This is a genomic window from Gordonia sp. ALPHA1B1 (assembly GCF_005502615.1).
Classification (GTDB): domain Bacteria; phylum Actinomycetota; class Actinomycetes; order Mycobacteriales; family Mycobacteriaceae; genus Gordonia; species Gordonia hongkongensis.
Window position 1 is genome coordinate 74,943 of record NZ_SCOC01000005.1, and the last position, 21,705, is coordinate 96,647.

The 21,705-nt window shown below is 68.4% G+C and carries 21 protein-coding genes; 10 read left to right on the top strand and 11 right to left on the bottom strand.

Translation table 11 applies throughout. From position 1 onward, the window contains the following. The first annotated feature begins 33 nt into the window (after nt 1-33). From FFS52_RS04800 to FFS52_RS04810, 3 genes are read left to right on the top strand one after another with little or no spacing between them, the layout of a single operon-like run. The gene (locus FFS52_RS04800) at nt 34-852 is read left to right on the top strand and encodes a class I SAM-dependent methyltransferase (RefSeq protein WP_068970698.1); all 819 of its coding nucleotides are present in this window, start codon (nt 34-36) and stop codon (nt 850-852) included. Nucleotides 853-855: 3 nt separating this feature from the next. Beyond that, on the top strand, nt 856-2,418 hold the full coding sequence (locus FFS52_RS04805; protein ID WP_137809010.1) for a glycoside hydrolase family 57 protein: 1,563 nt from the start codon (nt 856-858) through the stop codon (nt 2,416-2,418). Beyond that, the gene (locus FFS52_RS04810; RefSeq protein ID WP_137809011.1) at nt 2,415-3,686 is read left to right on the top strand and encodes a glycosyltransferase family 4 protein; all 1,272 of its coding nucleotides are present in this window, start codon (nt 2,415-2,417) and stop codon (nt 3,684-3,686) included. The genes FFS52_RS04805 and FFS52_RS04810 overlap by 4 nt, the downstream gene beginning before the upstream one ends. 82 nt (nt 3,687-3,768) lie before the next feature. Here FFS52_RS04810 and FFS52_RS04815 read toward each other — a convergent pair whose 3' ends face one another. After that, nucleotides 3,769-4,521 (bottom strand): acyltransferase, encoded by a 753-nt coding sequence (locus tag FFS52_RS04815; protein ID WP_065632672.1) that lies wholly within the window; start codon nt 4,519-4,521, stop codon nt 3,769-3,771. Nucleotides 4,522-4,646: 125 nt separating this feature from the next. Here FFS52_RS04815 and FFS52_RS04820 point away from each other — a divergent pair, with 125 nt between their 5' ends. After that, nucleotides 4,647-5,984, top strand: coding sequence for a PQQ-binding-like beta-propeller repeat protein (locus FFS52_RS04820; RefSeq protein ID WP_065632671.1), 1,338 nt, complete (start codon nt 4,647-4,649; stop codon nt 5,982-5,984). Nucleotides 5,985-6,054: 70 nt separating this feature from the next. Here FFS52_RS04820 and FFS52_RS04825 read toward each other — a convergent pair whose 3' ends face one another. The 3 genes from FFS52_RS04825 to FFS52_RS04835 form a co-directional block, all read right to left on the bottom strand. Continuing rightward, nucleotides 6,055-7,254 (bottom strand): class I SAM-dependent methyltransferase, encoded by a 1,200-nt coding sequence (locus FFS52_RS04825; protein ID WP_137809012.1) that lies wholly within the window; start codon nt 7,252-7,254, stop codon nt 6,055-6,057. 19 nt (nt 7,255-7,273) lie between these two features. Next, nucleotides 7,274-8,248, bottom strand: coding sequence for a class I SAM-dependent methyltransferase (locus FFS52_RS04830; RefSeq protein ID WP_137809013.1), 975 nt, complete (start codon nt 8,246-8,248; stop codon nt 7,274-7,276). A gap of 62 nt (nt 8,249-8,310) precedes the next feature. Then, nucleotides 8,311-9,099 (bottom strand): enoyl-CoA hydratase-related protein, encoded by a 789-nt coding sequence (locus FFS52_RS04835; RefSeq protein WP_137809014.1) that lies wholly within the window; start codon nt 9,097-9,099, stop codon nt 8,311-8,313. A gap of 127 nt (nt 9,100-9,226) precedes the next feature. Here FFS52_RS04835 and ligD point away from each other — a divergent pair, with 127 nt between their 5' ends. After that, on the top strand, nt 9,227-10,207 hold the full coding sequence (gene ligD / locus FFS52_RS04840; RefSeq protein WP_137809015.1) for a non-homologous end-joining DNA ligase: 981 nt from the start codon (nt 9,227-9,229) through the stop codon (nt 10,205-10,207). Here the strand turns inward: ligD and FFS52_RS04845 are convergent. Further along, nucleotides 10,188-10,619 (bottom strand): MarR family transcriptional regulator, encoded by a 432-nt coding sequence (locus FFS52_RS04845; protein ID WP_137809016.1) that lies wholly within the window; start codon nt 10,617-10,619, stop codon nt 10,188-10,190. The genes ligD and FFS52_RS04845 overlap by 20 nt on opposite strands. 135 nt (nt 10,620-10,754) lie before the next feature. On the opposite strand from FFS52_RS04845, the gene FFS52_RS04850 reads away from it, so the two are divergent. Together FFS52_RS04850 and FFS52_RS04855 are read left to right on the top strand one after the other, a co-directional pair. Continuing rightward, a protein-coding gene (locus FFS52_RS04850) for an IS3 family transposase (protein WP_137809017.1) occupies nt 10,755-12,055 on the top strand; the annotation gives its coding sequence in 2 pieces (ribosomal slippage) (nt 10,755-11,028 and nt 11,028-12,055; 1,302 coding nt in all). Beyond that, complete coding sequence (locus FFS52_RS04855; RefSeq protein WP_137809061.1) at nt 12,055-12,654, top strand: maleylpyruvate isomerase family mycothiol-dependent enzyme; 600 nt, start codon at nt 12,055-12,057, stop codon at nt 12,652-12,654. Before FFS52_RS04850 ends, FFS52_RS04855 begins: the two co-directional genes overlap by 1 nt. A 12-nt stretch (nt 12,655-12,666) precedes the next feature. Here FFS52_RS04855 and FFS52_RS04860 read toward each other — a convergent pair whose 3' ends face one another. Together FFS52_RS04860 and FFS52_RS04865 are read right to left on the bottom strand one after the other, a co-directional pair. Next, nucleotides 12,667-13,494 (bottom strand): NUDIX domain-containing protein, encoded by an 828-nt coding sequence (locus tag FFS52_RS04860; protein ID WP_137809018.1) that lies wholly within the window; start codon nt 13,492-13,494, stop codon nt 12,667-12,669. Further along, nucleotides 13,495-14,331 (bottom strand): ABC transporter ATP-binding protein, encoded by an 837-nt coding sequence (locus tag FFS52_RS04865; protein WP_058252176.1) that lies wholly within the window; start codon nt 14,329-14,331, stop codon nt 13,495-13,497. A gap of 99 nt (nt 14,332-14,430) precedes the next feature. Between FFS52_RS04865 and FFS52_RS04870 the strand changes: the two genes are divergently transcribed. After that, on the top strand, nt 14,431-15,432 hold the full coding sequence (locus tag FFS52_RS04870; RefSeq protein ID WP_058252200.1) for an LLM class flavin-dependent oxidoreductase: 1,002 nt from the start codon (nt 14,431-14,433) through the stop codon (nt 15,430-15,432). Between the two features lie 21 nt (nt 15,433-15,453). On the opposite strand, the gene FFS52_RS04875 is transcribed toward FFS52_RS04870, so the two are convergent. Genes FFS52_RS04875 through ctaD form a run of 4 tightly spaced genes read right to left on the bottom strand, consistent with a single transcriptional unit; the run spans nt 15,454 to nt 19,721 of the window. Next, nucleotides 15,454-15,903: a cupin domain-containing protein gene (locus FFS52_RS04875; protein ID WP_137809019.1), complete on the bottom strand. Its 450-nt coding sequence runs from the start codon at nt 15,901-15,903 to the stop codon at nt 15,454-15,456. Then, a complete protein-coding gene (locus FFS52_RS04880; protein WP_137809020.1) occupies nt 15,900-16,676 on the bottom strand; it encodes an aminoacyl-tRNA hydrolase in 777 nt (258 codons plus the stop codon). The genes FFS52_RS04875 and FFS52_RS04880 overlap by 4 nt, the downstream gene beginning before the upstream one ends. Nucleotides 16,677-16,690: 14 nt before the next feature. After that, nucleotides 16,691-17,932, bottom strand: coding sequence for a phosphoserine phosphatase SerB (serB, locus tag FFS52_RS04885; RefSeq protein WP_058252179.1), 1,242 nt, complete (start codon nt 17,930-17,932; stop codon nt 16,691-16,693). A 4-nt stretch (nt 17,933-17,936) separates the two neighbouring features. Beyond that, nucleotides 17,937-19,721 carry a cytochrome c oxidase subunit I gene (gene ctaD / locus FFS52_RS04890; RefSeq protein WP_065632663.1) on the bottom strand — a complete coding sequence of 595 codons (1,785 nt, stop codon included), beginning with the start codon at nt 19,719-19,721 and terminating at the stop codon, nt 17,937-17,939. A gap of 291 nt (nt 19,722-20,012) precedes the next feature. Between ctaD and FFS52_RS04895 the strand changes: the two genes are divergently transcribed. After that, nucleotides 20,013-21,062 carry an ABC transporter substrate-binding protein gene (locus FFS52_RS04895; RefSeq protein WP_171011553.1) on the top strand — a complete coding sequence of 350 codons (1,050 nt, stop codon included), beginning with the start codon at nt 20,013-20,015 and terminating at the stop codon, nt 21,060-21,062. A gap of 140 nt (nt 21,063-21,202) precedes the next feature. Further along, on the top strand, nt 21,203-21,691 hold the full coding sequence (locus FFS52_RS04900; RefSeq protein ID WP_137809021.1) for a carbonic anhydrase: 489 nt from the start codon (nt 21,203-21,205) through the stop codon (nt 21,689-21,691). Nucleotides 21,692-21,705: the final 14 nt, after the last annotated feature.

Consider the following 21,705-nt stretch of genomic DNA (forward strand, 5'->3'; position numbering starts at 1 on the left):
GCGGTCCCCGGGGCATGCCCTACTCTCTGTCAGATGACTGACGCAGACCTCGGATCGTCGCGCGGGACGGCAACCACTGGTCTCGAGGCGCTCGACACCGACCAGCAATTGGCGCTGACCGGCGAGCGGACGGTCCCGGGGATTCCCGCCGAGAACTACTGGTTCCGGCGCCACGAGATCGCCTACCGCCACATCGCCGACCGGTGCGCGGGCCACGACGTCCTCGAAGCCGGCTCCGGCGAGGGGTACGGCGCCGCGATGATCGCCGACGCCGGGGCGTCGTCGGTGGTCTGCGTCGACTACGACGCCGCCGCGGTCGAACACACCCGACGCCGCTATCCCCAGCTCGTCGTCCACCAGGGCAACCTCGTCGACCTCCCCCTCGCCGACGCCTCGGTCGACATCGTAGTCAACTTCCAGGTCATCGAACACCTCTGGGATCAGCCGCGATTCGTCGCCGAATGCCACCGCGTGCTGCGTCCGGGCGGGGTCCTGCTCATGTCGACGCCCAACCGCATCACCTTCTCCCCCGGTCGCGACACACCGCTCAACCCGTTCCACACCCGTGAGCTCGACGCGGCCGAACTCACCGAACTGCTTCTCGACGGCGGCTTCGTGATCGACGCGATGTGGGGAGTCGTCCACGGACCGCGCCTTCGCGCCCTGGACACCAAATGGGGCGGTTCGCTCATCGACGCCCAGATCGAGCGTGCGCTCGCCGGCGAGCCCTGGCCGGACGAGCTGGCCGCGGATGTCGCCGGCGTGGTCGCCGCGGACTTCGATGTCGTCGATTCCGGCGTGTACGACATCGACGACTCGCTCGACCTGTTCGCCGTCGCGTTACGGGGCTGAGGGGTGACCACCCGCACCGAACCCGTCCCGGGCCAGTTCACGCTGGTCCTGCACTCGCATCTGCCGTGGCTGGCCAATCACGGCCGTTGGCCGGTCGGCGAGGAATGGCTGTATCAGTCGTGGGCCGCGTCGTACCTGCCGCTGTTCGACATGCTCGAGCGGCTGGCCGCCGACGGTTTCACCGACCAGCTCTCCCTCGGGATCACGCCGGTGCTGGCCGCGCAGCTCGACGATCCGCACTGTGCGTCGTCGATGTACGAGTGGCTCGCCGACTGGCAGCTCCGGGCCACGCAGGCGGCGATGTCCCGCGACGCCGACCGAGCCGCGGCAGGCCGCCGTGAGTACCTCGACGCCCAGCGCGCGCTGGACACCTTTGCCTCCCGATGGCGTCACGGCGCGTCGCCACTGATCCGCGGACTGGCCTCGAGCGGCGTCGTCGAGATCCTGGGCGGGCCCCTGGCCCACCCGTTCGCACCGCTGCTCGACCCGCGACTGCGCCGATTCTCGCTGACCGAGGGGCTCGCGGACGCCCATGCCCGGTGGGGTTTCGATCCGACCGGGATCTGGGCACCCGAGTGCGCCTTCGCGCCGGGGATGGAAACGGAGTACGACCGCGCAGGCGTGCGCCACTTCATGGTCGACGGGCCCGCCTTGCACGGCGACACCGCGCTGGGACGCCCCGTCGGCGACAGCGCCGTCGTCGCCTACGGACGTGACCTGACGGTGAGCTATCGCGTCTGGTCGCCGAAGTCGGGCTATCCGGGTCATGGCGCCTATCGGGATTTCCACACCTATGACCACGAGACCGGGCTCAAGCGATTCCGGGTCACCGGCCGGACCGTGTCCGGAAAGGACAAGAAGCCCTACGACCCGGCGCGCGTCGACGCGGTGGTCGACCGGCACGTCGAGGACTTCGTCGCGCATGTGCGGCAGCGTCTGGTCGACGAGTCCGCGCGGATCGGCCGGCCTGCGCTGGTGGTCGCCGCGTTCGACACCGAACTGTTCGGGCACTGGTGGCATGAGGGCCCGGTCTGGCTGGATCGGGTGCTGCGACGTCTGCCCGAGGTCGGGGTCACCGTCGGGACACTCGCGGGCGCAACGCAGGCCGGGCTCGTCGGCGCGCCCATCGACCTCCCCAGGTCGTCGTGGGGGTCGGGTAAGGACTGGCGGGTGTGGAACGGCCCGGCCGTGCAGCACCTGGTCGACCTGAACGCCGAGGTCACCGAGACGGCGCTCGCCGCGGTCGCCAAGCTGCGGCAACAAGGGAATGCACGCAGCCGGGTCGCCGATCAGATCGTGCGCGAGGCGCTGCTGACCGTGTCCTCGGACTGGCCGTTCATGGTGTCGAAGGACACCGCGGCGCAGTACGCTGTGTCGCGAGCTCACACGCATGCGCATGCCACCCGCGAGATCAGCGACGCGGCTATGCGGGGCCGCGACGACGCAGCCGAGACGCTCGCCGCCGCCTGGGCGCGTGCCGACAATCTCTTTCCCGCACTCGATGCGCGCCGGCTGCACACGGCTCTGACCGCCGACCGGGTCGGTGTCGAGGGGGGAATCCGATGAAGGTGTTATTCGTGTCGTGGGAGTACCCGCCGGTGGTGGTGGGCGGACTCGGCCGGCATGTCCATCACCTCGCCACCGAGATGGCCGCCGCCGGGCACGACGTGGTCGTGCTGACCCGGCGTCCGTCGGGGACCGATGCGGTGAGTCATCCGACGACGGACACCGTCGTCGAGGGTGTTCGGATTCTGGCCGTCGCCGAGGACCCGCCGGAGTTCGAGTTCGGGCAGGACATGATGGCCTGGACGCTGGCCATGGGGCATGCGTTCGTGCGGGCGGGACTTCGGATTCTGCACGGCGCCGGGAGCGGAGCGATCGGGTCGCGATGGATGCCGGAGGTCGTGCACGCGCATGATTGGCTGGTCGCCCACCCGGCCATCGCGCTGGCCGAGTTCTTCGATGTGCCATTGGTTTCCACGATCCACGCGACGGAGGCCGGGCGGCACAGCGGCTGGGTGAGCGGTCGGACGAACCGGCAGGTGCATTCGGTCGAGTGGTGGCTGGTGTCCGAATCCGATGCTCTCATCACGTGTTCGGCGTCGATGCGCGACGAGGTGAACCGACTGTTCGGCTACGACGCCACCGACATCACGGTGATCCACAACGGCATCGACATCCGTACGTGGCCGTTCGCCGAACGTGCTCGGACGAGCGGTCCGGCCGAGCTGCTGTTCGCGGGTCGGCTCGAATACGAGAAGGGCGTGCAGGATCTGCTCGCGGCTCTCCCCCGGATCCGGCGCAGCCATCCGGGTACGACGCTGACGATCGCCGGTGACGGCACTCAGCGGGACTGGCTGATGGAGCAGGCGCGCAAGCATCGGGTCGGCAAGGCGGTGCGGTTCGTCGGCCCGGTCGACCACACCGAGTTGGTTACGCTGATGCACCGCTGCGACGCCATCGTGCTGCCGAGTCGCTACGAGCCGTTCGGGATCGTGGCGCTGGAGGCGGCGGCGACCGGCGTGCCCTTGATCGTGTCCACGACCGGGGGTCTGGGTGAGGCGGTTCGCGAGCCGGACACCGGGCTGACGTTCGAGCCCGCGGATGTCGCCGGTCTGGCCGCGGCGGTCCGGGCCACGCTGTCCGATCCGGGCGCGGCCGCGCAGCGAGCACTGCGGGCTCGGGCGCGGCTCACCGCGGAGTTCTCCTGGGCCGAGGTCGCCGAGCGCACCGCGAGCGTGCACCTCGCCGCGAAGCGTCGGGTCCGGCACGCGATCGGACGGCCCGACATCCCGGAACGCCCGCTGCCAGAACGGGACCCGAGCCAGGCATAGCCCCCTGCTCCCTGAGGAGCCCGGAGCCTGCGGAGGGCCTCCACCCCCTGCTCCCTGAGGAGCCCGGAGCCTGCGGAGGGCGTCACGAAGGGTCCCGCTCGGCCGCGGCCTTCTTCCGTTCGATGTCGGCGAGGGCGCGTTCGAGTTCGGCGCGTTCGGCGGCGTTCGAGGCCCAGTCGTCCATCCGGTTCTTGACCACCCGGGCGGGGGCGCCGACCGCGATGGCGTAGTCGGGGATGACGCCCTTGACCACCGCGTGCGAGCCCAGCACGCATCCTCGCCCGACGATGGTGTTGCGCAGCACCGACACCTTGGCCGCGACCCACGTGTCCGGCCCGATGCGCACCGGGCCCTTCACGATGCCCTGGTCTTTGATCGGCAGCGTGATGTCGTCCATCTTGTGGTCGAAGTCGCAGATGTAGCACCAGTCGGCGATGAGGGTGGAACCGCCGATCTCGAGGTCGAGGTAGGAGTTCACCACGTTGTTGCAGCCGAAGACGGTCTTGTCGCCGATGCGGAGGCTGCCCTCGTGGCAGCGGATGGAGTTGCCGTCGCCGATGTGGACCCAGCGACCGATCTCCATGCGCGCGAGTTCCGGCGTCGCGTGGATCTCGACGTTGCGCCCGAGGAACACCATGCCCCGCAGCACGATGTGCGGATTGGCGAGGCGGAACCGCGCCAGGCGGTAGTAGCGCACGAGGTACCACGGTGTGTACGCCCGGTTGCGTCTGATCCATCGCAGCGAGTCCAGCGTGAGAAAACGCGCCTGGTCGGGGTCGCGGCGTCGGCCCGCGCGCCGGCGGGACCGGTACGACGCATTCCACATGGTGGTCATGACCAGAAACCCTAATCGACGCGATTTTCGCGCACGATAGGCTCACTGCTGGCGCGGAGTGCCGTTCGATGGCATGCCCGGCGCCTGGACACGACGCAGAACAGGGCACGACGACGAGGAGCAGGATGGCTTTGGCACGACCGCAGGTGTCTCGACGCCGCCGATCCGCGCTGACCCGCCCGCTCGTCGCGCTGACGGCCGTGTGCTCGATGGCGCTCGCCGCCTGCTCGGACGGCCACATCGACGTCCGCTCCGTGCCGAGCGTCGGCTGGCCCAGCTACGGGGGCGTCCCGGGCAACGCCAACTTCGCGTATGCCGATGTGCCGGAGGACCTCACGCTGAGCTGGACACGGCCGACCGGCGGCCCGGTCACCGCGCCGGTGACGATCTCCGGCAAGGGGAACGTGGGCGTGACGTCGAATGCGGCGCAGGGCTGCAACGTGCTCGTGCTCGACAGCCGCTCCGGACGCAAGAACTTCTGCAAGGACATGCGGGCCGGTGTCGAGATCAACGCGATGCTCGTCGATCAGTACGACCAGCCCTATCTCGGCGAGGAGACGACCTTCCTCGCCTTCAATGCCGGCGGCGCCATCCGCTGGCGGGCCGGCGTGATCGGGGTACCGCTGTCGGCGAAGTTCGCGGCCCCGAACGAGGTGCTGGTCGCCACCACACAGGGTCAGATCCTGCTGATCGACACCCAGCGCAACGAACTCCTCGCGCCTGAGGTGAGACTGCGCGACGACGCCGATCCGGCGCAACCGCTCCGCGGCTTCGGCGACTGCGTGAGCAATGGGCCGCAGTGCGCGATCCCCGCCCCCGCTGCCGTCGACACCGAACGAGAACGCTTCTTCCTCAACTTCTTTCCCCAGGGCGCAGCGACGTCGCAGATCCGCGCGATGAAGTACGGCGCCGTTGCCGGGAACCGCGAAGTCCGGACTGCGTGGCAGGCCGACGTCCCCAGCGGCGTCATCGGGACCCCGACGCTCTCGGCCGACGGCGCGACCGTCTATGCGTTCTCGCGCGACGGCAAGATCGTCGCCCTGAACGCCGAGGACGGATCGACGCGGTGGACCTACGACATCGGCGGCCACGGATTCGCGACGATGACCGTCTCCCCGGACGGTCTGATCATCCCGACCGGTTCGCTCGGCGCCCCGCTGACCTTGCTGCGTGATCGGGGCGATCGCGCCGAACAGGTCTGGCAGCGCACAGATCTGGCGACAGTGAGCCTGTCCGCGCTGACCCAGCAGCAGACCGCGTGGACGGTCGCCCGCGATCCCGGCAAGGACTCCCTGTCCCTGGTCGAGGTGTCCACGACCGACGGCGCGACGAAACGGACTCTGCCGCTGCCGGATTCGCGCGGCTTCGCGACCGGCGTCTCGGTGTCCTACGCCGGACAGATCGCGACCGCGACCAATCTCGGCGAGGTGTACTTCTTCGACAGCAAGGCCGATCTCGAGTAGGTGTTCGTAGAGTGCGGGATTCGTACCGGAAACCGATACCGATCCCGCACTCTGCGTGATCGGGTTCGTTTCAGAACCGGACGCCCGGCTCACAGATGAACGCGACACCCTTGCGCCCGATCCGGGTCAGCACCACCGACAACGGCCGGGAGCCCTTGAGCTTGAGCTTCTTCCGCAGCCGGTCGGGGTCGACGTCGAGTCCGCGGACAAGGATTTCCAGGGGGCCGCAGTCGAGCGTCGAGAGCGATTTCCGGAGCGCCTTCTCGGTCACCCCCGTCTGCTCGATCACCCGGAACCCGCGGGCGCCGTCGGGGACGGAATCACCAGTGAGATAGGCGATCTGCGGGTCGAGTTGCCAGAGCCCGGACCGGCGGGCGTAGTGCTTGACCAACCCGGCGCGCACGATCGCCCCGTCCGGGTCGACGATCCACTCCCCCGCCTCACCGGCCGGCACGTCGTCGTCTTCGCGGTCGGTGACCTCGACCTCGGCGACCGTTCCGTCGGCGCGGGTGCGCAGCACGGTGGCCCGACGGCCGGGCTCCACACCCGGGCCCGTCCACAGGCACGCCTCGCGCACGCCGCCGTCGAGTGAGGTGACCTGGACCTCGCCGTCGAAGCCATAGCGGTTTCGCAGCATCTGATGATCCAGTCCGGGAGCGCATTTCACGATGAGCGCGCGGCCGGGGTAGGTGGTCAACAGCTCGAAGAGCGGTGGGGTCAGCTGATCGAGCCGGAAGATGCGGCCCGCGTCCGATCGCCGCGCGGGATCGGCGAGGAGCACGTCCGCGGTCGAGGTCGGGGTGAGCGCGTCCGCGACCAGCAGCGTCGCCTCCGGCACGTTGGAACGCGCCATCGCGAGCCGGACCCGGTCGATGTCGCTGCCGATGACACCCGAGATACCGTTGGCGCGCACCAGCTCTCGTAGCTCCGCCCCGATCGAACAGGTCAGGTCGTGCACCACCGATTCCGGGAACCGCGCCGCGATCTCTTCCGCACGGTGCGCGGCGACCACCGACGCGGTCGCCTGCTGCAGGGCGTCATCGGTGAGCAGGAGGCCCTCGGCATCGCGCAGCTTCGAGCGGGCGCGCCTACGACACTGCACCGTCTCGATCAGTGCGGCGTCGTGGGGCGCGTATCGGCTGCGTACCTCGGTGATGTCAGCCAGCATCGTCGACGGGGTGAGCTCGAGGCCGGACACCGTGTCGAGCGCCTTCTCGCCGTGCCGCGACCGCAGGAACGCGACGTCGTCGAGATCGAAGGAGTAGCCCATGGCCTGACGACGGAACCGCCTACTGCGGCTTCGTCCCCGTCACCACGACGTTGTAGAAGAACTTCGGGGGTACGACCTTGCGCAGCACGTTCTCGTCGAGCCAGGTCAGCCGCTTCCAGCCACCGAAGGCAAAGCGGGCCCAGCCCCAGCCGAGCTTCTCCGGCGGCACAGCGGCCTCGAAGGTGCGGACCGGCCAGCCGAGCATCGCGGCGGCCAGTTCCTCGGTGGCGGTGGCCACCTTCTGCGCGCCGGCGGCGCGGGCGATGCCGGCGAGCTCGTCGGGATCGAAGGTGTGGATGTCGACGACGGCCTCGAGCGCGGCCGCACGCGAGGACTCGTCGAGTTCCTCCTGCGGGCGCCGCCACCCCTGCAGCGGACCGAACTTCGTGACATTGGTCGTGGCGAACCACGTCGCCCGACTCATCCAGCGCGCGTAGAAGTCACCGATCGTCGACGGCTCACCCGCGAAGATGAACCGCCCGCCGGGCTTGAGGACCCGCAGCACCTCGCGCAGCGCCTGCTCGACATCGGGAATGTGGTGCAGCACAGCATGTCCGACGACTAGATCGAAGGTGTCGTCGTCGTACGGGATCTTCTCCGCGTCGGCGACCCGGCCGTCGACATCGAGACCGAGGTTCTCCGCATTCCGCAGGGCGACCTTGACCATGCCCGGCGAGAGGTCGGTCACCGACCCCTTCGACGCGACACCCGACTGCATCAGGTTCAGCAGGAAGAAGCCGGTGCCACAACCGAGTTCCATCGCGCGACCGTACGGCAGGGGCTCGTCGGTGGCCACGGCGTCGAAACGGCCACGCGCGTAGTCGATGCAGCGTTCGTCGAAGCTGATCGACCACTTCTCGTCGTAGGTCTCGGCCTCCCAGTCGTGGTAGAGCACCTGGGCGAGTTTGGTGTCGGTGAGGGCAGCCTTGACCTGTTCCTCGGTGGCGTGCGGATTGGGAGCGGGATCGGTGCCCGGTGTGGCGTCGGTGGTCATGATCGCTTCCTGTGTGCGTGGTGATGGGGTGCTGTGGTCGAGGGGTACGCGGCGACGACGGCTCAGCGGCCGACGAATTCCGCCTTCCCGGGGCCGTTCTCGAGGAACGAAGTCAGACCGATGGCGCGGTCCTCGGTCGCGAACAGCGGGGCGAACAGCTGCTCCTCGATCTTGAGCCCGGTGTCGAGGTCGACGCTGAGGCCCTGGTCGACGGCCTTCTTGATCGCGGCGAGCGCCACCGAGGCGGCGCCGTCGAACTGTCCGGCCCAGGCGAGCGCGGCGTTGTAGACCTCGTCCGGCGCGACGACCTCGTCGACGAGTCCGATCGCCAGCGCCTCCGCGGCGTCGACGAAGCGGCCGGTGAACATCAGGTCCTTGGCCTTCGACGGCCCGATGAGGCGTGCCAGCCGCTGCGTGCCGCCGCCGCCGGGGATGAGACCGAGCAGGACCTCGGGCAGCCCGAGCTTCGCGTTGTCGCCCGCGATCCGTCGGTCGGCACCCAACGCGACTTCGAGGCCACCGCCGAGCGCGTACCCGGTGATGGCCGCGACGGTCGGCTTCGGGATGGCGGCGATCGCGCCGAGATCGCTCTGCAGGCGACCCGCCACCCGGCTCATCTCGGCGTAGCCGACGTCCCGCATCTCCTTGACGTCCGCGCCGGCCGCCAGGATCTTCGGGCCGCCGTAGACGACGACGGCCTTGATGTCGGCGCGGACCGTGGCCTCCTCGGCCGCGGCGGCCAGTTCGGCCTGCACCTGCCGGCTCAACGCGTTCATCGGCGGCCGGTGCAGCAGGATGGTGCCGACCCCCGGATGAGCGTCGGAGCACTCGAGGGTCACGAACTCAGGCATGGTCGAAGGCTACCGGTAGGTAAGTCCGATCGATGCCCCAGCCCGACGACCCAGGCCGACGACCCGGCACGCACGACGCGGCCCGGAGTCCGCCGCCCACCGGCATCGGAGCCATACAGTGGCGGTCATGGCGAAAACGTCGGGTTCCGCAGGCGATCCCATCGAGCTCGAGGTCGGCGACCGCACCGTCCGGCTGTCGAGTCCCGACCGCGTCTACTTTCCCGAGCGCGGTGAGACCAAGCGCGATCTCGCCGAGTACTACCTGTCCGTCGGCGACGGGATCGTCCGTGCGCTGCGCGACCGTCCGTGCATGCTGCACCGGTTCCCCAAGGGCGTCAGCGGCAACAAGGTCCACCAGAAGCGCGTCCCCGCCGGCGCGCCGGACTGGCTGGAGACCACCGAGATCTACTTCCCGCGGTACGGCCGCACCGCCGACGAACTGTGCGTCACCGAACTCGCATCGGTGATCTGGGCGGTGCAGATGTCGACCGTCGAGTTCCACCCCTGGAACTCACGGCGCGACGACCCCGAGTCGCCCGACGAGTGGCGTATCGACCTCGACCCGATGCCCGACTGCACGTTCCCCCGGATCCGGCGGGTGGCGCACGTCGTCGAAGAGGTTCTCGACGAACTGGGTATGCGCGGGTTCCCCAAGACCTCGGGCGGTCGCGGGTTGCACATCTACGTCCGCATCGCGCCGGAGTGGGGCTTCCCACAGGTCCGGCGTGCGGCTCTCGCGTTCGCCCGGGAGGTCGAGCGTCGGGCGCCCGACGACGTGACGACGACCTGGTGGCGAAAGGACCGCGACCCGGCGGCGGTCTTCGTCGACTACAACCAGAACACCCGCGACCACACCATGGCCTCGGCCTACTCGGTGCGCGGCAACGAGCGGGCCACCGTGTCGACGCCGATCACCTGGGCCGAGATCGACGACATCGAACCCGACGATTTCACCATCGCCACCGTGCCGGCCCGGTTCGCCGAACTCGGAGACCTGCACGCGGAGATCGACGACGTCGCGCACCGACTCGACACCCTCATCGACTGGGCCGACCGCGACGACATCGGCACCGACGAGGACGCCGAGATCATCGATATGGATCGGTGACGTCGCGTAACGACCGCAATGCCTCTTCCAGGGCGGCGAACTGAGCGTCGCCGAGATGCTCGCGCCACTCCTGCTGCTGCGCCTCGACCTCACGCGCGGCGACCTCGCACAGGTGAACGCCCCGCTCACTCAGCGTCACCAGCCGGGCGCGACGGTCGGACGGGTCCGGCACCCGGGTCAGGTAGCCAGCCGCCTCGAGCTGGTCGACGATGCCGCCCGCGGTCTGCTTGGTGACACCCGCCTGCTCGGCGAGATCGGTCAGCCGCATGGGTTCGGGTGCCAGCCGCTGTAGCACCCGGGACTGCGCCGGAGTGATGTCGTCGGCCCCTTCCTCGGCGATCCGTGCCAACACCCGGCGCTCGGTCGCGCGATGGGCGATGAACATCAGGACGGCGATCTGCGGGTCGGACACGACGTTGACTTTAGTACGAAACCCTGACTAATATCAGTCAGGGAACCTGACTATCTGTGCGGCGGGAGCGACCGATGGACACTGAATCACCCCAGGTTTGATGCCGCTTCCTTCTGAGTCAGGAAGGATGAGCACATGCCTAAGAAAATCGACCCAGAGGTCCGTTCGAGGGCCTTGCGGCTGCTGGAGGCCCACGGCGGCGAGTACACGTCGTTGACTGCCGCTGCCGAAGCGATCGCCAAGCAAGTCGGTGTCGGCGGGGAGACGGTACGCCGCTGGGCCGTGCAGGCCCAAGTCGATGCCGGCGCCCGCTCCGGGACCACCTCGAAGGAGTCCGCCGAGATCAAGCACCTCAAGGCGGAGAACAAGCAGCTGCGAGAAGACGTTGCCATTCTGAAAGCAGCGACGACTTTCTTCGCGGGGGAACTCGACCCCCGCAACCGATGATCGTGGCGTTCATAGATCAGATGCGCAGCAACGGTTTTGCGGTCGAGTCGATCTGCCGGGTCCTGCGTGAGCAGGGCTGCATGGTTGCCGCACGAACCTACCGGGCATGGCGAACACGAATGCCTGCTGCTCGTACCGTCTCCGACGCTCACGTCGTCGATGCGGTGCGCAATGTCGTCTGGCGCACCGATGACGACGGCCGACGGAAGATGACTCCCGAGGGCCTCTACGGGCGGGTGAAGATGCGCGCCCATCTGCACCGCACAATGCTGCCGGGGGTGTCGTATGGTGCTGTTGATCGAGCAATGAAAATGCTAGGCCACAACGGAATTCGAAGATCCAAAGGGGTCCGCACGACCGTCCGCTCCGCTGACGGTGTACGCGCGGAGGATTTGCTGAACCGACAGTTCAGTGCCGCCGAACCGAACCGGGTCTGGGTGACCGATTTCACCTACTGCCGGACCTGGGCTGGGTGGGTGTACGTGGTGTTCATCATCGACGTGTTCTCCCGTCGAATCGTGGCGTGGCACGCATCGACATCGAAGACAGTCGAGCTGGTGACGGTCCCGCTTCGGATGGCGCTGTGGCAGCGCAAGCGGGAAGGGCATCCGGTGAAAGCTGCTGAGCTGATTCATCATTCGGATGCGGGAAGTCAGTACACATCGGTTACACTGACTGAACGTCTGCGACTCGAAGACATCGCCGCGTCGATCGGAACGGTCGGGGACGCCTACGACAACGCGCTGGCCGAGTCGGTGAACGGCTTGTACAAGACCGAGTGCATCCGGACCACGATCTTCCACTCCGGTCCGTACAAGACAGTCTCCGACGTCGAGTTCGCGACCGCTGGTTGGGTCGACTGGTACAACAACAGCAGGCTGCACTCGAGTATCGGCCAGATCCCCCCGACCGAGCTCGAAACGCTTCACTACGCTGGCCTCGGCCCCGAGGACCAGCCCACATTGGAGGCGGCACAAAACCTAGGGTGATTCACACCGACCTCATCTGGCAACGCATCGACGAGCAACGACTCGAACTCGCCGGACTGATCGAGACCCTCACGCCCGAGCAACTCGCCACCCCGTCGCTGTGCGACGCGTGGACGGTGCGCGACGTCGCGGTCCACCTCACCCACTCCCACACCTCACCGGCACGAGCGATGATCGCCGCGTGCCGATACGGATTCCGGTTCAACACGATGATCCGCGAACTCGCGCTGCGCGACGACACCACGGCGGATCAGGCCGCCTCGAAGTTGCGCGCCATGGTCGGTTCGCGTCGGCATCCGATCGGGACGACTCCCATGGCGCCGCTGCTGGATTCGCTCCTGCACGGGCAGGACATCGCGGTCCCGCTCGGACTCGACCGGCCGATGCCGACCGACGCCGCGACGGCGTGCGCAGACTACCTGTGGTCGACGGGTTTCCCGTTCCACGCACGTCGCCGAAACGAGGGACGACGCTACGTGGCCACCGACAGCGACTTCGCGGCCGGGACGGGCGCGGTCGTCGAGGCGCCGATCCGCGACATCGTCATGCTGTTCGGCGGACGGACGAACGCCGCCGGGGCACTGGCGCCCTCAACCTGACAGCGCGTCCGGTCAGAGCGTGATCTCGGGCGGCTGCTGATCGCCGAGAGTCCGGAAGTACTCGTCGGAGCCGGGGAAACCGAGGCCGGCCAGCCCGGCGCCGGGTGTCACGTTCGGCAGGATCGGTTCGATGACACGCTCGGCGTCGAGCAGTTCGTCGATGGTCGAGAACTGCGAGACGTAGTTGAGCTGCGACCACGTGGGCGGCATGAGGAAGTGCTGGCCCGCGGCCCAGGAATCGATCGCGACCCGGGCGTTCACCCACCGGGCGACCTCGGCTTCGGTGGTCTCGGCGTCGGCGTGCTGTCCGTCGGGCATCGCGGCCAGGAAGAACCGGGTGTCGTAGCGTCGCTTCTCGTTCACCGGGGTGATCCAGTGCGCGAGCGGACGCAGCAGATCGGCACGCAGCGTCAGTCCGCGCGCGGTGAGGAACTGCGCGAACGACAACGACTTCTCGACGAGGCGTTGCCGATCCTCGGCCAGTCCCTCCGGGTCGGCGAAGGCGCCGTCGGCATCGGTCGCGAGCAGGACGCCGCACTCTTCGAACGTCTCGCGGACGGCCGCGCACACCAGGGCCTGGGCGATCTCGGCGTCGCTGCCGAATTGCCCGGCCCACCAGGTGGCCTCGGGACCCGTCCACGCCAGGTCGGCGTCGGCGTCCCGCTTGTCGACGCCGCCGCCCGGGAACACCGTCATTCCCCCCGCGAAGGCCATCTGCTTGACGCGGCGTTGCAGGAAGACCTCGATGCCGTCGGCAGCGTCGCGGACGAGCACGACGGTCGCGGCATCCCGCAACGGTGCGGACACGATGTCCGGGCCCTGCTGCTGTGTCGACGTCATTCAGTTACCTCCTGCTGCTCGACGGTGGCCACCCGCACGGCGCCGGCGCCGCGCGAAGTACCGGCCGTCGACTTTGTCCAGAACGATCTGCTGGCGGAAGGCGGCGGTGAGGTTCTCACTCGTGAGTACCTCCTCGAGCAGCCCCTGGGCCACCACGCCACCCTCGGACAGGATCATCGCATGTGTGAAACCTTCGGGGATCTCCTCGACGTGGTGGGTGATCAGCACGATGGCCGGGGCGTCGGGGTCGGCGGCCAGACGCGCGAGACGATCGACGAGTTCTTCGCGGCCACCCAGGTCGAGCCCGGCGGCCGGTTCGTCGAGCAAGAGCAGTTCGGGGTCGGTCATCAGCGCGCGCGAGATCACGACACGCTTGCGCTCGCCCTCGGACAGCGTGCCGAAGCGACGGTCCGCGAGGTGCTCGGCGCCCATCGATTCCAGCGATTCGACGGCCTGCGCACGGTCCATGGCGTCGTAGCTCTCGCGCCACCGCCCCAGGACCGCATATCCCGCCGAGATGACGACGTCGCTGACGATCTCCTCCGGCGGCACTCGATCGACCAGCGACGGGCTCGAGACCCCGATCCGGGTCGACAGCTCGCGGATCTCGACCCGGCCGAGCTTCTCGTTGAGCACGAAGGCGGTGCCCGACGTCGGGTGGATCTCCGCCCCGGCCAGTCGGATCAGTGTCGTCTTGCCCGCGCCGTTGGGTCCGATGATCACCCAGCGTTCGTCCAGTTCCACCTGCCACGACAGCGGGCCGACGAGAGTCTTGCCGCCTCGAACGACGGCGACGTCGCGAAAATCGATCAAGAGGTCGGGATCGGATTCGGTCACTCCCCCATCCTGCACCACGAGGGAATGGTCGACCCGTTCGACTCACGGCAGACCGGACGGCGGGAATAGTCCGGGGCGTCGGCCGCATTGAACATCGTCGTGACCCCTTCGAACCTCCCCTTGTCGATCCTGGATCTCGCGCAGATCGGTCGTGACGAGACTGCCGCGCAAAGCCTGTCCGCCAGTGTCGATCTCGCACAGAACGCGGAGAAGTGGGGCTACCGCCGGATCTGGTACGCCGAGCACCACAACATGTCGGCCATCGCGTCGTCGGCGCCGGCGGTGCTCATCGCACACATCGCCGCGCACACCTCGACCATCCGTCTCGGCGCCGGCGGCGTGATGCTGCCGAACCATTCCCCGCTGACCATCGCCGAGCAGTTCGGCACCCTCGCCGAACTCCATCCCGGGCGCATCGACCTCGGGCTCGGGCGCGCGCCCGGCAGCGATCAGCAGACCTTCGCGGCCCTGCGCCGCACCCACGCCTCCGCGGAGCGGTTCCCGCACGACGTCCTGGAGTTGCAGGCCTTCCTCGGCGACGAGTCGCGTGTCGAAGGCGTTCGCGCGACCCCGGGCGCGGGCACCCACGTGCCGCTCTACATCCTCGGCTCGTCGCTGTTCGGCGCGCAGCTCGCCGCGGCCCTCGGACTTCCGTACGCCTTCGCCTCCCACTTCGCGCCGCAGGCGCTCACCGAGGCCGTGGCGTTGTACCGCCGCGAGTTCCGGCCGTCGGAGGTCCTCGCCGAGCCCTACGTCATCGCGGGTGTCGGAGCGATCGCCGACGAGGACGCCGACCGTGCGCAGGCGCAGCTGCAGATCGCGAAACGTCAACGCGTGTCGCTGCTCTACGGCCGCGGCCGGACCTTCACCGACGAGGAAGCCGACGCCATCCTCTCGATGCCGCAGGGACGCCAGATCGACGAGATGCTGACGTACTCGGGTGTCGGGACGCCGGGCGAGGTGCGCGACTACCTCTCGTGGTTCGCCGGGCACGCCGACGCAGACGAGCTGATCGTCGCGTCGCTGGCGCCCGATCGTGACGTGTGGCTGGGCACCTTCGGCCACCTCGCGCCGGTGAACTCACCGGTCGCCGCCGGCTGACCGAGATCCGAGGGCAGACCGTCAGGCCAGCCGGAAGTCCTCGAAGTCGAACCCGGGCACGACGATACAGCTGACTAGTGACGGCTCGTCCCCGGCGGGCCGTGCACGCTGCCACACGCCCGGCGGCACGAGCGCCTGGGGTCGGTGACCGGCCTCGATGTCGGGTCCGACGAGAACTGTCGTCGGGTCACCGGGGACATCGGCGTCCCCGCCGAGATCGAGTTCGACCGGCGCTCCTCGATGGTGCAGCCACAGTTCGGCGCCGCGTACCGTGTGCCACGCCGACTCGTCGCCCGGCATGAGGACGAAGTAGATCGCCGTGCCGGCGGCACGGTCGCCGGTATAGCCGTCGGCAAGCGACGCCGACGGCACGACGACGTCGCTCCGCCACGTCTCCCGGAACCAGCCGCCTTCCGGATGGGGTTGCAGATCAAGAGCTTTCACCCATTCCGGCGGTACCGCAGCGCTCACGTGTCCTCCTGGGCCCGGATGACCTCGGCGATGACGGTCACCGAACCGGGCGCGATCTCGGTGAACCCGGCGTCTCGAACGGCCACCGCCCTCCCGGCGGCATCGGCGGAGAGCAGTTCTCGCCACCGCCCGGGCGTGGCCTGACGGACCGCGAGCGGGCAGTCGTCCCGACGCCACTCGATCGCGTCGTCCGTGGTGAGGAGCTTGGCCGCCAGCATCGACGCGTGACCGACCTGCGCGGCCAGTTTGCCGACTGTCATCGGCAGGTCGGGATTGGTCCACAGCACGACGCCGGACACAGGCGACTGCTCGGGCAGCTTTCCCTCGACCTCGGTCCCACCGATCTGCAGCTTCGCCACACGCCGGTCGAGGTCACCGACGCGGCCGGGCACGAACGCCCGTGCCGACGCCCCGCCCTCGGTCGCGGTCACACCCCAGACCTCCTGCGCGGCAGCCCATTGCGCGCCACGCGCGCGTCGGGCGATCTTCCGGATTCGTGCGTCGCACCAGGCGTCCATCGCCGCCGACCACGGACCGTCGCCCGCACTTCGTTCGTCGAGGCACAATAACGCCACCGCTCGCGCCGCCGCGGTCAGCAGTTCGGTGCGGTCGGGCGGATCGTTCTTCTCGATGCGGAGCACCATCGCCATCGCCAGGACGTCGGCGGGGTCCGACGGGTCGTCGCCGCCTCCGACGTAGGCGACCAGCCGCCGATGATCGGCCGCGATCGCTTCCGGATCGACCTGCGGAGAGACCGTGCGCTCGGATTCCATGGAGCGGTGCGAGGTCAGCCCAGGGGTACCCGGCGATAGACGCCGTCGGCGGCGTCGGCCGCCTCGATCTCGTCGCGGGAGACGCCCAGGATGAACAGGACCCCGTCGAGAAACGGGTGATTCAGCGTGGCGTCGGCGACCTCGCGCAGCGCAGGCTTCGCGTTGAAGGCGATTCCCAGCCCGGCGACGCTGAGCATGTCGATGTCGTTGGCGCCGTCGCCCACCGCGATCGTCTGCTCCATCGGCACCCCGACCTGATCGGCGAACGACCGCAGCGCGTGCGCCTTGCCCATCCGGTCGACGACCTCGCCGACGACCCGGCCGGTGAGCTTCCCGTCGACGATCTCCAGGGTGTTGGCCCGGACGAAGTCGAGTTCGAGTTCGTGCGCGAGTCCGTCGATGACCTGACGGAAACCGCCGGACACGAGACCGCAGTGGAATCCGAGGCGGTGCAGCGTACGGATCGTCGTCCGGGCACCGGGGGTCAGTTCGAGTGACTTGGCGACATCGTCGAGAACACTTGCGTCGAGTCCGGCCAGGGCCTTGACGCGTTCGTGGAGGGACTGCGCGAAGTCGAGTTCACCTCGCATCGCCGCCTCGGTCACCGCGGCGACCTCGGCTTCGCGGCCCGCGTGCGCGGCGAGCATCTCGATCACCTCGCCCTGGATGAGGGTCGAGTCGACGTCGAAGACGATCAGGCGCTTGGCGCGCCGAGCGAGTCCGCCGCGCTCCACGGCGATGTCCACCGCATGCTTCGCGGCCACCTCGGCGAGGCCTTTGCGGAGGGCGGCGTCGGCGGCGACACCGCCCCGGCCGGCAACGCTGACCATGAGTTCGAGGCCGGTGAGCGGGTAGTCGGCGATCCCGCGGATCGAGTCGATGTTGCCGCCCTGGCTCGCCAGCTTCGCCGCGACGGCGCTGAACGCGGTGGCGGTGACCGGGCTGCCGAGGATGACGACGGCATGCGACGACGGCGAACGGCTACCGGGATCGACCCCGATCTCCACCCGGACGTCGAAACCGATGGACGCCATCGCCTGTTCGACGACTTCCTGCAGCGCCTCGGGGTCGCCGGTGGAGGACACCAGCACTCCGAGGGTCAGCTGTCCGCGGATGACCACCTGCTCGACGTCGAGCAGTGCAACGGCCTGACCGGCCAGGGCACCCATGAGAACAGAGGTGACACCTGGCCGGTCGGGACCGGTGACAGTGACCAGGACGGTCGTACCGGAACTGGCTGTCGAGTCCTTGCTCACCGGGTCAGCGCGGGTCGGGATCCGGGGATCCCTCGTGCGTTCCCACGGTGAACGGCTCGCGACGAGCCTCTTCCATCTGACGGTCCTTGCCCGCGGCGTGACCCGGGCCGACGTGTGCCTCGGCACGCATGCGGTCGATCATGTGCGGGTAGTGCAGCTCGAACGCCGGGCGCTCCGACCGGATGCGGGGCAGCTCGGTGAAGTTGTGGCGCGGCGGCGGGCAGGAGGTGGCCCACTCGAGCGAGTTGCCGAAGCCCCACGGGTCGTCGACGGTCACGACCTCGCCGTAGCGGTAGCTGCGGAAGACGTTCCACAGGAACGGCAGGGTCGACAGGCCGAGGATGAACGCGCCCACGGTCGAGATCATGTTCAGCGTCGTGAAGCCGTCCGACGGGAGGTAGTCGGCGTAGCGACGCGGCATGCCCTCGTTGCCCAGCCAGTGCTGCACCAGGAAGGTCATGTGGAAGCCGATGAACGTCAGCCAGAAGTGGATCTTGCCGAGTCGCTCGTCGAGCATGCGCCCGGTCATCTTCGGGAACCAGAAGTAGATGCCGGCGTAGGTGGCGAACACGATGGTGCCGAAGAGCACGTAGTGGAAGTGCGCGACGACGAAGTAGCTGTCGGACAGGTGGAAGTCCAGCGGCGGGCTCGCGAGCAGCACACCGGTCAGACCACCGAAGAGGAACGTCACGATGAAGCCGACCGAGAACAGCATCGGGGATTCGAACGTGATGTGACCGCGCCACATCGTGCCGATCCAGTTGAAGAACTTCACGCCGGTGGGCACCGCGATCAGGAACGTCATGAAGGCGAAGAACGGGAGCAGCACGGCGCCGGTGACGTACATGTGGTGGGCCCACACCGCGGCCGACAGGGCGGCGATGGCGAGCGTGGCGTAGATCAGACCGGAGTAGCCGAAGATCGGCTTCCGCGAGAAGACCGGGAAGACCTCGGACACGATGCCGAAGAACGGCAGGGCGATGACGTACACCTCGGGATGTCCGAAGAACCAGAACAGGTGCTGCCACAGGATGACGCCGCCGTTGGCCGGGTCGTAGATGTGGGCACCGAACTGGCGGTCGACCTCGAGACCCATCAGCGCCGCGGTCAGCAGCGGGAAGATGAGGAGGATCAGCACGCTGGTCACCAGGATGTTCCAAGTGAAGATCGGCATGCGGAACATCGTCATGCCGGGTGCGCGGAGACAGATCACAGTGGTGACCATGTTGACGCCACCGAGGATGGTGCCGAGACCCGAGACGGCCAGACCCATGATCCACAGGTCGGCGCCGATGCCGGGGCTGTGCACGGCGTCGGTCAGCGGCGTGTACGCGGTCCAGCCGAAGTCGGCGGCGCCACCGGGCGTGATGAAGCCGGCGACGGCGATGGTCGAACCGAAGACGAACAGCCAGAAGCCGAGTGCGTTGAGTCGCGGGAAGGCGACGTCGGGCGAACCGATCTGCAGCGGCAACACGAAGTTGGCGAAGCCGATCACGATCGGCGTCGCGTACATCAGCAGCATCACGGTGCCGTGCATCGTGAAGAGCTGGTTGAACTGCTCGGTGGACAGGAACTGCATGCCCGGCATCGCGAGCTCGCCACGCATCAGCAGGGCCATGAGGCCGCCGATGAGGAAGAACGCGAAGCAGGCGGTGATGTACATCATGCCGATCAACTTGTGATCGGTCGTCGTCAACAGCTTGTAGATGAACGAACCCTTGGGCTGATAGCGCTCCGGGAACGGACGCACTGGAGCCACTTGCGTGGTGGGTTGGTCTACCGCGGTCACAGATCCTCCTCTTGCCCGAACCCGACGCCGAACCCCTTCGGCCGTCGGTCGGCACATGAACAAACCGAGCGCTGGTTACTGATCCTAAACCCTCACCGGTGCCCGGGCCGAGCGGGTCCTACGATCTGTCGTATTCGATGTCGGAGCCACCGGATCGGCAGTGCTCATCGGCGGTTTCTTCGACGACGCGCCAGGCTCTCGGAGCACCCCTCAGATTGCCGGCGTCCGGCGCCCGGGAGTGCGCATCCGAGCCTACGCCGGGTGCCTCGGGACCGGTGCTAGGTTGGGCGGGTGCAACGGAGGGTCACGGTCGCGAACGAGGCCGCCAGAAGTGTCGAGGCAGCCACCGGCGAGACCCGGCGCTCACTCGTCCGACGCATTGGCCTGGCGACCACGATCGGGTTGACCGTGGTCGCGCTGGCCTCCTGTTCGGGCGAGGAACCGCTGACGACTCCGGACGGCTCCCCCATCTCCACCGTGACGACACGGGTGGCGGAGGTGAACATCGTCTCGGCGGACCGTGATTACGCGAAGACCTGCCTCGCACCCACCGCGCCGGATCCGGGTGAGGCCGACGTCGACCGCATCGTCGTGACCGACCCCGCCGTCCTCGACGCGCTGTGCGCCCTCGGGCTCGGCCCCGAGGTCGTCGCGGTGGCTGCCGAACCCGGTTCCGTGCCCGAGTATCTCGGTCCCCAGCTGACCTCGGTCCCGGCCATCGGACCGACGCCCGACGCCGCGGCGGTCGCCGACGCCGATGCCGGACTCGTCCTCACCACCGCCGACACCGCGGACTCCGCCCGCGCGTTCCCCGGTGTCCGCACCGTCACCATCCCGGCCGACGGCACCTGGCAAGAGCAGTTCCAGGCCGTCGCCGACGCCGTGAACCGCAGCGCGTCGGGTCGGACGCGTCTCGCCGAGTACACGACCGAGGCCACCAAGACCGGCCGGCGGATGGACGCCTCGCACACCCAGGTGTCGCTGGTGCGCTTCGGCGACGACTCCGAGACCATCGCGGGGATGAACACCTTCGCCGGCCAGGTGCTCGGGGACATCGGCGTCCAGCGGCCCGGCCCGCAGCGCGTGCCCGACTCCTTCGCCGTCACCGACGAGAACTTCCGCGACGCCGACGCCGACCTCATCTATGTGAGCTTCGAAGGCGAGGAAGGCCTCGCCCACGGGGAAGAGGTCCTGCTCAGCGACGAGTGGCTCAGCCTGGGCGCACCCGTGTGGAAACGTGTGCTCGCCGTCGACGACGACGTCTGGTACGAGTCCTCGGGACTCGCCGCCGCCTGGCTGGTCCTCAACGACGTCAAGGGCTCACTCGACGGCAACTCCTGACGGTCTCCGATCGGTAGGTGTCGCACATCGTTGCCCCAGGCGCAACGATGCGCTACATCTGCCGGGTGCCGTTTCGACCACTTCCGATCACCGACGTCCAAACCCTCGCCGGGGCGACGTCGACACATCAGGATCGGCGCATGAGTGTCACCGACGAATACCTCGCGAACAACGCCGAATACGCCAAGACCTTCACCGGGCCGTTGCCCCTGCCGCCGGCCAAGCACGTCGCGGTGGTGGCCTGTATGGACGCCCGGCTCGACGTCTACCGCATCCTCGGATTGAACGAGGGCGAGGCCCACGTGATCCGCAACGCCGGCGGGGTGGTGACCGACGACGAGATCCGCTCCCTGGCCATCAGTCAGCGACTGCTCGGCACCACCGAGATCATCCTCATCCACCACACCGACTGCGGCATGCTGACGTTCACCGACGACGACTTCAAGCGCCAGATCCAAGACGAGATCGGGCAGAAGCCCGCGTGGTCGACGGAGGCGTTCGCCGATCTCGACGAGGACGTCCGCCAATCGATCACCCGGATCCAGAACAGCCCGTTCGTCACCAAGACCACGTCGTTGCGCGGGTTCGTCTTCGACGTCGCGACCGGACTCCTGCGCGAGGTGTCCTGACCCGGGTTACCCGA